We start from the raw sequence: 14,071 nt of genomic DNA, 5'->3' as shown, positions 1-14,071 counted from the left end.
CCAGTGCACCGCCGAGTTCAAGCCGGCGCTTGAGGATTACCACTATCCCACGCCGATCGACACCGAAGAACGCGGCAAACAGCTGGCCCGTCAGGCCCTGGAACGGCACCGCAGCGACTACCAGCTGGCCGAAGGCAAAAGCGATCAGCCGAACTTGCGCAGCGGTCATTTCTTCGACCTGCGCGAACACCCGCGCAAAGCCTGCAACGACTTGTGGCTATTGCTCAGTGTGACGCACGAAGGCAAGCAGCCGCAGGTGCTGGAGGAGTCGGCCAGCAGCGAAAAACCGCCTAAAGACGGCTTCAGTCAAGGCTACCGGAACAGCTTCAGCGCCATCCCCTGGGACGTGTTCTACCGGCCACCGCTGGTCACACGCGAATCGGTGCTGGTCAGCCAGACAGCGCGCGTTACCGGACCTGAAGGCGAAGAAATCTTTTGCGATGAGCATGGCCGGGTCAAAGTCGAGTTCCATTGGGACCGCGCCGAGCTGAACAGCGACAAGAGCAGTTGCTGGCTACGGGTTTCATCCAGTTGGGCTGGCGAGGGCTTTGGCGCGGTGACCATTCCGCGCATCGGTATGGAAGTGGTGGTGACCTACCTGGAGGGCAATCCCGACCAGCCGTTGATTACCGGCTGCGTGCCCAATACCCGCACGGCGGTGCCGTACCCGTTGCCCGCGAACAAAACCAAAACCGTGTTGCGCAGCCGCAGTTCGCCCGCCGGTGGTGGCTACAACGAGCTGTCGATTGAAGACCGGGCCGGGCAGGAAAAAATCTACCTGCGTGCCCAGCGCGACCTGGAGCAGAAGATCGAGAACGACAGCCAGCTGGAAGTGGGTAACGAACGCCGGGAAACCATCAAAGGCAACAGCATCGTGGTGCTGGAAGGCGAAGACCAGCGCAGCGTGACGGCCGATCGCAAGGTCGAGCTCAAGGCCAACGACTACCTGCAAGTCGCCGACAGCAGCCATAGCCGGGTCGGGCAAACGCTGGTGATCGAGGCCGGTCAGCAAGTACACCTCAAGGCGGGCCACTCAATCGTGCTAGACGCTGGGGCCAACCTCAGCTTGAAAGGCGGTGGTCAGCATATCGTCATTGGCCCAGGCGGCATCTTCAGCAGTAGCGAAATTCAAATCGGCGGCGCACCGGTGGCGGCCATGCCTGCAATGTCGGCGCTGCCTGGGGCCGCACTGACAACCAGCAGCAACGCCATCCCCATGGAAGCCCTGCTCAAACAGAACGCGGTTTTCCGTGAAGCCAGCTCCGGCATTTGCCCGGTGTGCGATGCCGCCCAACAACCGCCGGAAACCGGGGAGGCAAAAGCATGACGTCCATGCCCCCGAACAAGGGACTCCTGCTAGTTGACGGTGCTCACTACAACGATGCCTTCGACTGGCTGAATCAACACTACGGCTCAGACAATCCCCGGCCACTGTTCAGGGGAACCCCATACCAACCGATTACAGGGGCCGGGCCGTTTTTACTCGATGCCTCACCCGGCGGTGCCGCTCATCGCGCCTGGTGGGGCGGCGACGAGTTGCAGCGCGGGGTGTGGCTGGCCTCGCATAAAAGCGCCTGGCAATTGCTGCCATTCCTGCAACGCCGCTTACGCATTCTTGATGAACAACAACGCGAATTCTGGCTACGCCTGGCTGATGGCCCCGTACTCGATCGCGCACGCCTGGCAGGTGCCCAATGGCCTGCAGGCTTCTGGTTTGGCGTGGAGAGCGTCTGGTTGCGCCATGGCGGCGCCTCGGTGTGTGCATGGACGAACGAAGCGCCTGAGCGTGATGCGGCTCCGGCGGATAAAGGTCTGGCGGCACAAATCACCTTGCCCGACGCGCTCATGCACGCGCTCAGCTTGCCGGCCAACACGGAGCAACATTCATGACTCAGGATAATCAAGCCCCTTACGGGACCTGCCCGCTGCTTGCCGCGGTATTGCCGTTGCGCTATGCCTTGGGGCCTACGGCGGCTGTCGATGTCAGCGCCTACGATCTGCCGCCGCTGAACGGTCAATTTCCTGAGCTTGGCCCGCGCCATCCTGACGTCAGCGGGCGAGCGCTGAATTACACCTCGCGCCTGCTGCGTGATGGTTGGCTCTACGTTTGGGAAAGCACGCCAGCCAAGCTGGTGGAATATCAGGTCGAATCGGCGCAACTCACGCAAACCTCACGGGCCGGGCGGGTAATTGATACCCGGACCCAGCCGCACCTGTTGCTCAGGGCCGGCGAGCCTGCCGGTTTGGTGTGGTCGCCGGTGCGCTGGAGTGAGCCGCAGTATCAAGCCGCCAAACAAGACCCCGCCGTGCGTCAGCGCATCATGCGCACGTTTGTGCCGGGTGTGGCGCCGCTCAGTGGCCAGATTGATGCGATCAAAAAGCACATTGGCGAATACAGTGATGCAACGCACTACGGCTGGAGCAGTGAGCCTGAAACGCAACACGCGCTGAACTGGCTGAACGTGCAAAAGCAGATGGCGCGTTGCGAACAGCATACTTACGCGGTCATTGATGATGCATGGGGCGTGCTGCTCGATCTCGCCGCGCTGATGCGCGCGCATAAGGCGGGGTTTGACAGTTACCAGGAACATCACGCTGAAGAGTGGGCCATTGCGGATGTTTTAAAGTCGTTGATGAATAGCGATGAGCAACTGAAAGCGCAGTTGCGCTTGATCACTCGCTATGAGGCGTTGAACCGCGTCTGGGATGACCAGAACATGCAGCAATGCAACTACACCGTCGATATGCGTCGGCTGGCGCAGCTCTGGGTCGATTGGTTCAACACCCTGCAGAGCAAAGGCCCGTCCAGTATGGACAGCGCCTGCGGCCACTTCGACATCACGCTGCCAGCCAGCCGCGAGGCCTTGGAGGTGCAGTTCGCTGCCGCCTGCCTGGGCCCAGCGAGTACCAGTACAGGCGCCAAGGCCATAACGTTGAGCCTTGAAGGGAACGCACAAGGCAAACCCTGGTTGCTCTGGGCATTGCTGGGCTTACCGAAAAGGCTGGGCGTTGGTGAAATAAAATACCTGATCGATCTGAGCGATACGGCCCACGACAATGGCCCATCGCTCAAGGACGGCGCCACTCAGCTGAGCAAAGCCTTTGGTTATGCAGAGGCAATGAACAAGACGGCTGAAAAGCTCAGTCAACGTGCGCCGGCCTCCAGTATTGAAGCCTTGTTTCTAGCCCTCGCACCGGTTGCCGGCCTGCACTTGCATCAAGCGGAAAATGCCGCCAGCACCGCCGGACGCATTTACATGGCCGCCGCATTGGCCCGCAGTGGTCAGCGCATTCAGACCGTGGGCGTCACGCCGCGGCAACTGGGCGAGTGGTACAGCGACCTGATAGGCACCCGCAACACCTTGCCCGCCCGACTCAACGTTGCTCCCTTGGCCGGTGCGGTAAGTGAAAGCATCCCGTTTATGCACCTGGTACCGGCGAGTACCAAGCTGCCGCCATTGCCGGTCAACCTCGCAGCAGGTGCTGATCTCAGTAGTGTTTTTGATTTGAAAGGTGCGTTGAGCAAGGCGCCGATCAAGTCGATTGTGACGTTGGTGGCGGGCGTTAATTTTATATGGGCATCGGATCAGTTTTATGAAAAGCGGACGTACCAGAGCGCGTTTAGCATGGCCGGTGCTGCAGTTGGTGTCGCTGCAGCTGCTGCTACGGTAATTCAACGTGTGGCCGAGGTTAATTGGGCATCAGTCGCCCGGCAAAGCGGTAGCACCTCAATTTCATCCCGGCTACTTTTAGCCAATGCCTTGAAACTCACCGCTATCACTTCTTTGGCGCAAAGCATCTTTCTGGCATTCGATGTCGTGCTTTACGGGGTAGATGCCTTTGAGGCCTACCAAATGGGCGACTTTGACACCATGTCCGCGAACTTGGTAGTGGCTAGCGCGTCGCTGGCCAGTATCAGGATTCAGGTCCACGCATTCCGGGCATTCCGAGCCGCACGGGCCGCGGTGATAGCTGGGGATGCGGCGGCTATTGCCAGGGGGCTCAACGTAGTTCCGCATCTGGGGGCCAAGTTACTTGGGCTCGCCACAGTGATTGTAGGTGGAGTGATTGCTCGGATCTACACAAAAGATACTCCGCTCGAACAATGGGTCAAGAACAGCTACTTCGGCATTAGAACGAATAAGGACTGGGCGCATAGCTATGCCCAGTCCATGGAAAGGTTATATCCCATTCTTTTTCCGGTCAGCATTGATGCCTATCGATTAGCAGAGCTAAACCCTTACCAAGGGCAAGTCTTTTCCACTTACCTAGTACTGAAGCTGCCCGGCGAAAACGTAGAACTAATAGACGGCGAGATCCATTTTAAAGGCCAGGAGGTTTGGGGCGACACACTCGGGTATTACGCCGATCAAATCATAAAAGTCGAATGGACAGGTAGAGACTTTGCTCGACATAGCGGCACCCGCATTCCTATACAAGCCGGCATAACACCTTATCGCCGCGTATACCATAAAATTGGTGATAGGGACTTACGGCGTATAGACGGCGAATTAATTTACTCCCCGCGTGAAGGGCTGACGCTGCCTGCAGTGAGCATTACGGAACGAGCATGGATATGAGTGCGTCAGAACAACCACAAAATAGTCAAACGTCCACCGTAATACTTGCGGCTGAAAAATCGACGGGGGAACAGCCGATGGAGTTGTTTATCGTCGATGAGCACACCGAGAATTATTTGTCTTTGCAAGCGGGCGGTGACTTTGATCGAGGCATGCTGACAGGTATATTGGGTGGATTTGGTGGCTGCACAATGCTTGGAGTTGGACTTATAGGAGCACTGCAAGGCGAGTTCGACATCACCTATTTGGCATTTTCTACAGGCATACCTTTACTTTTGGCACCATTTCTATGGGAGACTTTACGTCCATTACCCCTCCCTATTCTATTCAACCGCCGCACCCGAGAAGTGTACTTCGATCACGATGGTGAACTATTTCATACCCCATGGGATGGTATTATCGCTGTAATAAATGAATTTCAGTTGGTTGGAGCTCAAATCGGCAGCATTCAAAACGCTTCGCTTGAAATCAGGGTATGGAAATTCGAAGAGCCGGAAACGGCGCTGATGATCAGCCTTGGGGCGCCCTTCGGCAAATCACTGGCATTACAAAAAGGCTTCTGGGAATACATCCGTGCCTATATGAACAACGGCCCTTACTTTGACGAACACGGTAATCACAGCGAGTCGGATGCGTTCGTAAAAAGTCAGTTGGCCGTACGATTCAAAATGAGCGACAGCTTTAAACATACCCTGGTGCGGATAAAACAGGCGAAAAAGGACGCGGGCGGAAAAAACTACTTAAGTGGCAGTGATTTTGCGATGCTGATACTCGAACCTATGTTTTACCCCATGGCCAGAATCCAGGAGCTCACTTATATCATTGCAAAACGCCGCTCCCGTAACCTCTGGCCCAGCCTTGTTACCGAACGCTTGAAAACCAATGGCCCCACCACGCGCCTTGTTGATCTTGAGTGTGAGCGGCACTGAGTAAAGTTATATGAATACGCCAGAAGAATCCCGATACAACTCCACACCCACGGTAATACTTGAGGCGGATAAGTCGACAGGGGAACAGCCGATGGAGTTGTTTATCGTCGATGAGCACACCGAGAACTACCTGACTTTGCAAGCAGGTGGGGAATCCGATCGAGGGGCGCTTTCTGGGCTTGGTGGTTGGGTTCTTATCGGAGGTGTGGCTGTAGGTATTTACAGCCTCTTGAAAAATTCTGAACCAACTGGTCTGTACATCATGCTTGGAATTTGCCTGCCGATGTTTTTGGCACCATTCCTATGGGAAATCCTACGCCCCCTACCTCTTCCCATTCTGTTCAACCGCCGCACCCGTGAAGTGTACTTCGACCATGATGGCGAACTATTCCACACCCCGTGGGACGGCATTACCGCTGTAACCAACGAGTTTCAACTGGTTGGCACCCATATCGGTAGCATTCAAAACGCTTCACTGGAAATAAAAGTGTGGAAATCTGAAGAGCCGGAGACAGCCCTGATGATCAGCTTGGGGGCACCCTTCGGAAAATCACTGGCGTTACAAAAAGGTTTTTGGGAATACATTCGTTCCTATATGAACAATGGCCCTTACTTCGACGAGCACGGCAATCACAGTGCGTCGGATGCATTCGTAAAAAGCCAGCTGGCCGTACGATTCAATATGAGCGACAGCTTCAAACATACTCTGGCGCGGATCAAACAGGCGAAGAAGGAGGCGGGTGGCAAGAATTACTTGAGTGGCAGTGATTTCGCACTGCTGATACTCGAGCCAATGCTCTACCCCCAGGATCGAATAAAGGAATTCACCTACAGCATTGCCAAACGCCGCTCCCGCAACCGCTGGCCCAGCCTTGTTACTGAACGCTTAAAAGCCAATGGCCCCACCACGCGCCTGGTTGATCTGGAAAGTAAAAAAGAGGAAGGCGCTGAGTGAAAAACAGTGATACGAAAAACTCAAGCTCGACGCCCGATGTCCAGGTTCCACCCGACTATCACCGGTGCCTGCCCGTCGAACTGCACAGCCAGGCGGACGCCTTTATCCAGCATTTACATGAGCTACCCAATAAATCACCGGTCAAGTGCCCACGGTGCGGCCATCCACGTTTCAGGCTGGAAGCCCGTCATAACCTGCGCCTGCCCTACTACCGCTGCATTGCCTGCAATAAAGGTTTTAACTGTCTGACCAAGCATCCGTTCTCGAAGTATGGACTTTCGCACCTGTGGCCAGCCCATGCTCATCACTTGTTAGCGGGTTGGCCCCCCGCCGCTATTGCCAAAGCCTTGGGTGTTTCCCACACCACCACGTGGCGCTGGATCAAGCCATGCCGTGCCGTAATGGCCAAAGAGTTTCCGGCGCTGTACCACTGGTGGTCTGCGCGACACGATCGCACCAAGCTGGAGCCACCCGCGCATATTGCGGCTCAAGCCCAGGCGTTCCTGGGTGGGTTAGAGCACGTGCTGAGCACTCGGCAGGCTGTCTGCCCGAAGTGTGGTTCGCCTGATATGCGGCGTGTCGATGAGCGACGCCCCACTTTTGTCTGTCCTGGCTGTTGGAGCACGGTGAGCTTGATTAAAGGCACGTTGCTGTGCCGATTAAACTATCCAGAACACTGGCTGGGCTTTGCCCAAGGGCTGATCAATGGCGAGAGCATCGTTGATCTGCAGCGACGCACTGGACTTAGCGAAAGCGCCTGTACGCGCTGGAAGGAGCGTTTCCTGCAGATGATTGAGCAGCAGGGGCACACCGAGCTTGTCCAATGGATTGCCTGGCTACGCAGTCGCCGGATCAAAGAGGTCATTGATTTTGTGCGTGACGGCGGGAAGATGGAGCCGGTCGCCGGATCGCGGCACGCCGTTGGACCGAAAACGGGTTTTGGCCATTCCACCCGCGCTGAAAGCGAAACATCGCGTCCAATGCTTCACCTGCGTTTTCGGAAGGGGGAAAAGGTGGAAAAGTAGTGCGCCTGACGGGCGATTATCTGGACCAGGTCAGGCGCAAAGAGGTGGTGACTGCCTTATTTCTGCGCCTTACCGACCCCATCAGCCCGGAACATCTGGCGAATGCCGCGCACCGCCTGACGAATCCGGTCCTGGTTCTCGATCAAGGCAAAGCGCACATGGTCATCACCATAGTCGCCAAAGCCGATACCCGGCGACACACACACCTTGGCCTCGGCCAGCAGCTTCTTGGCGAACTCCAGTGAACCCAGGTGCGCGTACTCCTCAGGGATTTTCGCCCAGACATACATCGATGCCTTGGGGTTCTCGACCATCCAGCCCAGCTCGTGCAAGCCTTTGACCAGCACGTTGCGGCGCTGGCGATATTGCTCGGCAATGTCGCGTACGCATTGCTGATCACCTTCCAGCGCCGCAATCGCCGCCACCTGCAGCGGTGTGAAGGTGCCGTAGTCGTGATAGCTCTTGATCCGCGCCAGGGCGCTGACCAGCTCGGGGTTACCGACCATGAAGCCGATCCGCCAGCCGGCCATGTTGTAGCTCTTGGACAGGGTGAAGAACTCCACCGCGATGTCCTTGGCGCCCGGCACCTGCATGATTGATGGTGCCTTCCAGCCGTCGTAGACGATGTCGGCGTAGGCCAGGTCGTGGATCACCAGCACATCGTACTGCTTGGCCAGCGCCACCACCCGTTCGAAGAAGTCCAGCTCGACGCACTGCGCAGTCGGGTTGGAGGGGAAGCCGAGAATCATCATCTTCGGCTTGGGGATCGATTCGCGGATCGCCCGTTCCAGCTCGTTGAAGAAGTCCACCCCCGGCACCAGCGGCACCGAACGCACCTGGGCGCCGGCAATCACGGCACCGTAGATATGGATCGGATAGCTGGGGTTGGGTACCAGCACCGTGTCGCCATGATCCAGGGTGGCGAGCATCAGGTGGGCCAGGCCCTCCTTGGAGCCGATGGTGACGATGGCTTCGCTTTCCGGGTCGATCTCAACCTCGTAGCGCTCTTGGTACCAACGCGAGATGGCCCGGCGCAGGCGTGGAATGCCGCGGGAGGTCGAGTAGCCGTGGGTGTCTTCACGCTGGGCGACCTGCACCAGTTTTTCGACGATGTGCGGCGGCGTAGCCCCATCCGGGTTGCCCATGCTCAGGTCGATGATGTCCTCGCCACGACGGCGTGCGGCCATCTTGAGTTCGGCGGTGATGTTGAAGACGTAAGGGGGGAGACGATCAATGCGCGCAAAGCGGCGCGGCGAACCTTGGTCAGCCATGGCTTCCTCGAAGACGTAAGCGCCCGGAACCGTCCGAGCGACGTTGGCCACTGCGGTGGCCGAGGCGGCAAGATAGAACGTCACGCGGGTGGCTGTAAAGCCCCTTGATCGTGGCCGGGCACCCGTACCCGGCCACGACGCATGAACTCATCAGCGGATGGGATCGAAATCCATCGAGCGCCAGGTGGCCACATCCAGCCCTGTTTGCGGCAACAGATCGCTACCGCGCACATAGCTGAATGGTTTGGTGAGATCCCCCTGATGAACGCGCCGGTCGTCACCTTCGGACTCGCTTATCAGCGTGTAGGAATGCGCGCGCATGGCCTTGTACTGCGCATCGTCACGATCCAGCACATCCAGGTATTCGGCAACTTGCTCATCACTCAGCTCCAGGCGCTTTTGCAGGGGCACCTGCCAGCGTGTCAGGCAGGTCTCGGCAAAGTGACGCACGAGCAAGCCTGGCTCGGGCAGGTGTTTGCCATCGCCGGCACCGTCCGCCGAGGCATTGCCGACCAGGGTGGCATGGCGGCCTGGCAGCGGGTAGATGTGTGTACGGGTATCAGGATGGGCCGCCGGGATCACACAGGCGAAGCCTTTGGAGCGCTCGTCACGCGAGTAGAAGCCCACATACTCCCTGACGTTGGCGCGCAGGTGCAGGCGGTGCGGTTGCAGGTTGTTGATCCCGGGGACGGGGTCGATGGCGAAGATGTTCACCGGCACCTGGCTGAGTTCGGGATCATCGGCCATGGCGTTGGCCAGCATATGGCAGCTGATACCGCCACGGCTCCAGCCAACGATATTGACCTGGCTGGGGATCAGCCCGCCCTTGCGGTGCAACTTGATGATGCCTTCCTGCAACTCCTGCTGGGTAACGCCACGGTCGCCATAATCAAAGTGACGCCAGAACCAGGAACCTTCCTTCTTCACATCCTCGATTGGCGCGCCGGCCGCCTTGAGGCGATTGTATTCGTCCTCGGTGAGCTTTTCCCGTTGCCAGCTGCAGCGCCCCTTGATCACCTGCAGGGCATGGGCAACGTTCTGTTCCCAGCCTGCGCCGAACAGGGTACCGCTGAGGCCGTACGCCTGGTTCTCGATGAACAGGTCGTCACTTTGCAGGTTGCCGCTGCCAGGGCCATCGATGGCGATCCAGTGGGCGTACTGGTGGCCTTGATGGTTGGCGGCCAGGGTCGCGACCAGCTCGCCGTTCCAGAAATTGGGGTTGCGGTCGTCGAAACGGTGCGAACCGGTACCGCAGAAGTACACTGTCAAAACACTCATGGTGGGGCTCTCCCTCGGTTGAAGTGGCCGCACACTAACAACCGCGACGCGCGTCGTTCAGTCGGCAATCCTGCCTTTTGGAGAGCGGTTTTCCAGGCAAAAAAAAGCCCCGGGCGTTTGCGCCCGGGGCTTTTTTCAGCACATCGGTATCAATGTGCGTAGGTCAGCAACAGCTCGGTCGGCACCTTGGTGTCGAGCGACATCATCACGCTCAGGGCAGTGATGGTGAAGATCGAGAACACGAACAGCTTGCGGGCCCACAGGCGATCATCGACAGCCTTGTAGCCGGTCCAGGCCATGTACAGCCAGTACATGCCCATGGCGGCGGCAACCGCCATGTAGCTCATACCGGCGTAACCGCCCAGGGTCAGCATCAAGGTCGCGACCAGGAACGCCACGATGTACCAGAGGATGTGCTTCTTGGCCACCAGGATGCCGCGCTTGACCGGCAGGACCGGAATCGAAGCAGCCAGGTAGTCGTTGAAGCGGAAGATCGCGATGGCATAGGAATGCGGCATCTGCCAGAGGCTGAACATCACCAGCAGGGTCAAGGCAGCCAGGTCGAAGCTGTTGCTCACGGCGCAGTAGCCGATCACCGGAGGCATGGCACCGGACAGGCTGCCAACCAGGGTGCCGTGCACCGATTTACGCTTCAGGTACAGGCTGTAGAAACCCACGTAGATGACGAAGCCGATCAGGCCGAACAGCGCCGCCAGGGCATTGGCCTGCACATACAGCAGACCAAGGCCGGCCACCCCGAGCAGGGTGGCGTAGGCCAGCGCGACTTTCAGCGAGATCTGGCCCTGAACCATTGCACGGTTCTTGGTGCGCTCCATCTTGATGTCGATGTCACGGTCGATGCAGTTGTTGAACACGCAACCGGACGCCACCACCAGCGAAGTGCCAATCACCGTGGCCAGGAACAGCATGAAGTCGACATGCCCTTGCGCGGCAAGGAAGAAACCGCCTGCCACAGAAAGCACGTTACCGAAAATGATCCCCGGTTTGGTGATTTGGATAAAGTGCTTAACGGACATGTCGTCTTACCTCACTTCGCCATCATGCTGGTGTGGATGCTGAACATGATCCACAGCGACAGGCCGACCAACAGTGCAATGACCATCACCGTGAACAGGAAGGTCGACACGTTGGAGCTCTGCTCTTTGGAACTGTCCATGTGCAGGAAGTACACCAGGTGTACCACCACCTGAATGACCGCCAGGGCCACCACCACCATGATGGTGATGTCCTTCGGCATGCTCGGGAACATCACCAGACCGAATGGAATCGCGGTCAGGATCACCGACAGGATGAAGCCGATCGCGTACGACTTGACGCTACCGTGGTTGCCCTCGGCGTGGCTGTTATGTGCGTTAGCCATTTACAGAACCCCCAGCAGATACACGACGGTGAACACGCAGATCCAGACCACGTCCAGGAAGTGCCAGAACAGGCTCAGGCAGCTCATGCGGGTCTTGGCAGTGCCGGTGATACCGTGCTTGTTGATCTGGTACATCATCACCGCCATCCAGATCAGACCTGCGGTTACGTGCAGACCGTGAGTACCGACCAGCGCGAAGAACGCCGACAGGAAGCCACTGCGCTGCGGGCCGAAGCCCTCGGCGATCAGGTGATGGAACTCATAGACTTCCATCGCGATGAAGCCGGCACCGAACAGGAAGGTGACAGCCAGCCAGCCCAGCACGCCGCCCTTGTTGCCTTTGAACATCTGCAACATGGCGAAGCCGAAGGTGATACTCGAGAACAGCAGCAGTGCGGTTTCAACCGCGACAAAGTCCAGCTGGAAAATGTCGTGACCCGACGGGCCGCCGGCAAAACTGCCGGACAGCACCGCGTAGGTGGCGAAGAGCGACGCAAACAGGATGCAGTCGGTCATCAGGTACAGCCAGAAACCGAAGACGGTCATCTGGCCCGAGTCGTGGTGGTGATCGTCATGCCCATGGTCGTGACCATGAGCATGCGTGTCTGCATTGATTACATGACTGGACATTGATTAAACCCGTTCAAACGATTTGACACGTGCGCCAGCCGGCGAACCGGTAGCCAGGCCCAGGGCCTTCATGCGCTCGCCTTCGATACGCGCCACTTCTTCTGCTGGAACCATGTAGCCCTGGTCGTCACGCGCAGCGTGGGCAACGAAGACAGCGATGGTGCCAACCAGGCTGGCAGCAACCAGCCACCAGATGTGCCAGATGAAGGCGAAACCGAATACGGTGAGCAACGCACCCATGAACACACCGGTAGAGGTGTTGTTCGGCATGTGGATCGCTTCGTACTTGGCCGGAACCTTGTAAGCCTTGCCGGCCTGCTTGGTTTCGTGCCAGGCGTCCAGATCGACGTTCTCAGGCATGGTGGCGAAGTTGTAGAACGGAGGTGGCGACGAAGTCGACCATTCCAGGGTACGGCCGCCCCATGGGTCGCCGGTCACGTCCATGTTGTCCTTGCGATCGCGGATCGACACGTACAGCTGGATCAGCTGGCAGGCGATACCGAACAGGATCAGCACGGCGCCGACTACGGCTACGTACAGGTAGGGTTCCCACAGTGGGTTGTCGGAGTGGTTCAGACGACGGGTCATACCCATGAAGCCCAGTGCGTACAGTGGCATGAAGGCCACGTAGAAACCGGAGATCCAGAACCAGAAGGCAGCTTTGCCCCACTTCTCGTTCAGGGTGAAACCGAAGGCTTTCGGGAACCAGAAGGCGAAGCCGGCGATGTAGCCGAATACCGCACCACCGATGATCACGTTGTGGAAGTGAGCGATTACGAACAGGCTGTTGTGCAGAACGAAGTCAGCACCTGGAACAGCCAGCAGCACGCCGGTCATACCACCGATCGAGAAAGTAACCATGAAGCCCAGGGTCCACATCACCGGCGCGGTGAAGCGCAGGCGGCCCTGGTAGATGGTAAACAGCCAGTTGAACAGCTTCACCCCGGTCGGAATCGAGATCAGCATGGTCGCCAGACCGAAGAAGGTGTTGACGCTGGCGCCTGAACCCATGGTGAAGAAGTGGTGCAGCCATACCGCAAAGCCCAGTACCGCGATCGCGCCGGAAGCGTAGATCATCGACTTGTGGCCGAACAGGCGTTTACCGGCGAAGGTCGAGGTGACTTCCGAGAACACACCGAAAGCCGGCAGGATCAGGATGTAAACCTCAGGGTGACCCCAGGCCCAGAACAGGTTGACGTACATCATCGGGTTCCCACCAAGCTCGTTGGTGAAAATGTGGAAGTCCAGATAACGGTCAACAGTCAGCAGTGCCAGAGCAGCGGTCAGGATCGGGAACGAAGCAACGATCAGGACGTTGGCCCAGGTGCAGGTCCAGGTGAAGATCGGCATGTCCATCAGCTTCATGCCAGGCGCGCGCATTTTCAGCACGGTGGCAAGGAAGTTGACACCCGTTAGCGTCGTACCCAGACCCGATAGCTGTAGCGCCCAGATGTAGTAGTCGACACCCACGCCAGGACTGTACTGGATACCCGCCAGCGGTGGATACGCGACCCAGCCGGTCTTGGCGAACTCACCGACACCCAGGGACACGTTGACCAGCACGACGCCGGACACCAGCAGCCAGAAGCTCAGGGAGTTGAGGAACGGGAAGGCAACGTCACGCGCACCGATCTGCAGAGGCAGGGCCAGGTTCATCAGGCCGGTGAAGAATGGCATGGCCATGAAGATGATCATGATCACACCGTGAGCGGTGAAGATCTGGTCATAGTGTTCGGGAGGCAGGTAGCCCTCGGAGCCGCCGGTGGCCATGGCCAGCTGCGTGCGCATCATGATGGCGTCGGCAAAGCCGCGCAGCAGCATGATCATCGCGACGATGATGTACATCACCCCGATTTTCTTGTGGTCGACCGAAGTCAGCCACTCGGACCACAGGTAGGTCCATTTTTTGAAATAGGTGATTGCACCCACCAACGCGAGACCGCCGAGCGCGATCATGGCGAGTGTCACCATGACTATCGGCTCGTGATACGGAATCGCATCCAGACTTAGTTTACCGAACAT

General features: G+C 58.1%; 12 protein-coding genes. 6 read left to right on the top strand and 6 right to left on the bottom strand.

Translation table 11 applies throughout. From position 1 onward, the window contains the following. From tssI to NPS47_RS13495, 6 genes are all read left to right on the top strand, one after another. Positions 1-1,327, top strand: a 1,327-nt coding sequence (gene tssI, locus NPS47_RS13520; protein WP_274295414.1) for a type VI secretion system tip protein TssI/VgrG, incomplete at its 5' end; no start/stop codon positions are given. Continuing rightward, positions 1,324-1,890, top strand: coding sequence for a DUF4123 domain-containing protein (locus tag NPS47_RS13515; protein WP_274295413.1), 567 nt, complete (start codon positions 1,324-1,326; stop codon positions 1,888-1,890). The genes tssI and NPS47_RS13515, both read left to right, overlap by 4 nt. After that, entirely contained in the window at positions 1,887-4,580 is a 2,694-nt protein-coding gene (locus tag NPS47_RS13510) for a toxin VasX (RefSeq protein ID WP_274295412.1), read from the top strand. The genes NPS47_RS13515 and NPS47_RS13510 overlap by 4 nt, the downstream gene beginning before the upstream one ends. Next, entirely contained in the window at positions 4,577-5,509 is a 933-nt protein-coding gene (locus tag NPS47_RS13505; protein ID WP_274295411.1) for a hypothetical protein, read from the top strand. The genes NPS47_RS13510 and NPS47_RS13505 overlap by 4 nt, the downstream gene beginning before the upstream one ends. A 10-nt stretch (positions 5,510-5,519) precedes the next feature. Beyond that, the gene (locus tag NPS47_RS13500; protein WP_274295410.1) at positions 5,520-6,464 is read left to right on the top strand and encodes a hypothetical protein; all 945 of its coding nucleotides are present in this window, start codon (positions 5,520-5,522) and stop codon (positions 6,462-6,464) included. Continuing rightward, positions 6,461-7,489: a helix-turn-helix domain-containing protein gene (locus tag NPS47_RS13495; RefSeq protein ID WP_274295409.1), complete on the top strand. Its 1,029-nt coding sequence runs from the start codon at positions 6,461-6,463 to the stop codon at positions 7,487-7,489. The genes NPS47_RS13500 and NPS47_RS13495 overlap by 4 nt, the downstream gene beginning before the upstream one ends. Positions 7,490-7,545: 56 nt before the next feature. Here NPS47_RS13495 and alaC read toward each other — a convergent pair whose 3' ends face one another. The 6 genes from alaC to cyoB all read right to left on the bottom strand — a co-directional run bounded on the left by alaC (position 7,546) and on the right by cyoB (position 14,071). Continuing rightward, entirely contained in the window at positions 7,546-8,760 is a 1,215-nt protein-coding gene (gene alaC, locus NPS47_RS13490; protein ID WP_274295415.1) for an alanine transaminase, read from the bottom strand. 150 nt (positions 8,761-8,910) lie between these two features. Further along, complete coding sequence (locus tag NPS47_RS13485) at positions 8,911-10,038, bottom strand: hypothetical protein (RefSeq protein ID WP_274295408.1); 1,128 nt, start codon at positions 10,036-10,038, stop codon at positions 8,911-8,913. 149 nt (positions 10,039-10,187) lie between these two features. Further along, complete coding sequence (gene cyoE, locus NPS47_RS13480; protein WP_038997062.1) at positions 10,188-11,075, bottom strand: heme o synthase; 888 nt, start codon at positions 11,073-11,075, stop codon at positions 10,188-10,190. A gap of 11 nt (positions 11,076-11,086) precedes the next feature. Further along, entirely contained in the window at positions 11,087-11,419 is a 333-nt protein-coding gene (gene cyoD / locus NPS47_RS13475) for a cytochrome o ubiquinol oxidase subunit IV (protein WP_038614561.1), read from the bottom strand. Further along, complete coding sequence (locus NPS47_RS13470; protein ID WP_026001353.1) at positions 11,420-12,049, bottom strand: cytochrome o ubiquinol oxidase subunit III; 630 nt, start codon at positions 12,047-12,049, stop codon at positions 11,420-11,422. Between the two features lie 3 nt (positions 12,050-12,052). After that, positions 12,053-14,071 (bottom strand): cytochrome o ubiquinol oxidase subunit I, encoded by a 2,019-nt coding sequence (gene cyoB / locus NPS47_RS13465; RefSeq protein WP_274295407.1) that lies wholly within the window; start codon positions 14,069-14,071, stop codon positions 12,053-12,055.

Origin of the sequence: Pseudomonas putida, assembly GCF_028682475.1 — a bacterium.
Lineage (GTDB): Bacteria > Pseudomonadota > Gammaproteobacteria > Pseudomonadales > Pseudomonadaceae > Aquipseudomonas > Aquipseudomonas putida_AG.
Note: the sequence above shows the minus strand (reverse complement) of the source record. Positions and strands in the feature narration are given on the sequence as shown.

Excerpts from the sequence above, each read along its gene's own strand:
- NPS47_RS13485 (WP_274295408.1), bottom strand. The coding sequence starts at position 10,038 with ATGAGTGTTTTGACAGTGTACTTCTGCGGTACCGGTTCGCACCGTTTC.
- NPS47_RS13500 (WP_274295410.1), top strand. The coding sequence starts at position 5,520 with ATGAATACGCCAGAAGAATCCCGATACAACTCCACACCCACGGTAATA.
- NPS47_RS13510 (WP_274295412.1), top strand. The coding sequence starts at position 1,887 with ATGACTCAGGATAATCAAGCCCCTTACGGGACCTGCCCGCTGCTTGCC.
- NPS47_RS13505 (WP_274295411.1), top strand. The coding sequence starts at position 4,577 with ATGAGTGCGTCAGAACAACCACAAAATAGTCAAACGTCCACCGTAATA.
- cyoE (WP_038997062.1), bottom strand. The coding sequence starts at position 11,075 with ATGTCCGTTAAGCACTTTATCCAAATCACCAAACCGGGGATCATTTTC.
- alaC (WP_274295415.1), bottom strand. The coding sequence starts at position 8,760 with ATGGCTGACCAAGGTTCGCCGCGCCGCTTTGCGCGCATTGATCGTCTC.
- NPS47_RS13470 (WP_026001353.1), bottom strand. The coding sequence starts at position 12,049 with ATGTCCAGTCATGTAATCAATGCAGACACGCATGCTCATGGTCACGAC.
- cyoD (WP_038614561.1), bottom strand. The coding sequence starts at position 11,419 with ATGGCTAACGCACATAACAGCCACGCCGAGGGCAACCACGGTAGCGTC.
- NPS47_RS13515 (WP_274295413.1), top strand. The coding sequence starts at position 1,324 with ATGACGTCCATGCCCCCGAACAAGGGACTCCTGCTAGTTGACGGTGCT.
- cyoB (WP_274295407.1), bottom strand. The coding sequence starts at position 14,071 with ATGTTCGGTAAACTAAGTCTGGATGCGATTCCGTATCACGAGCCGATA.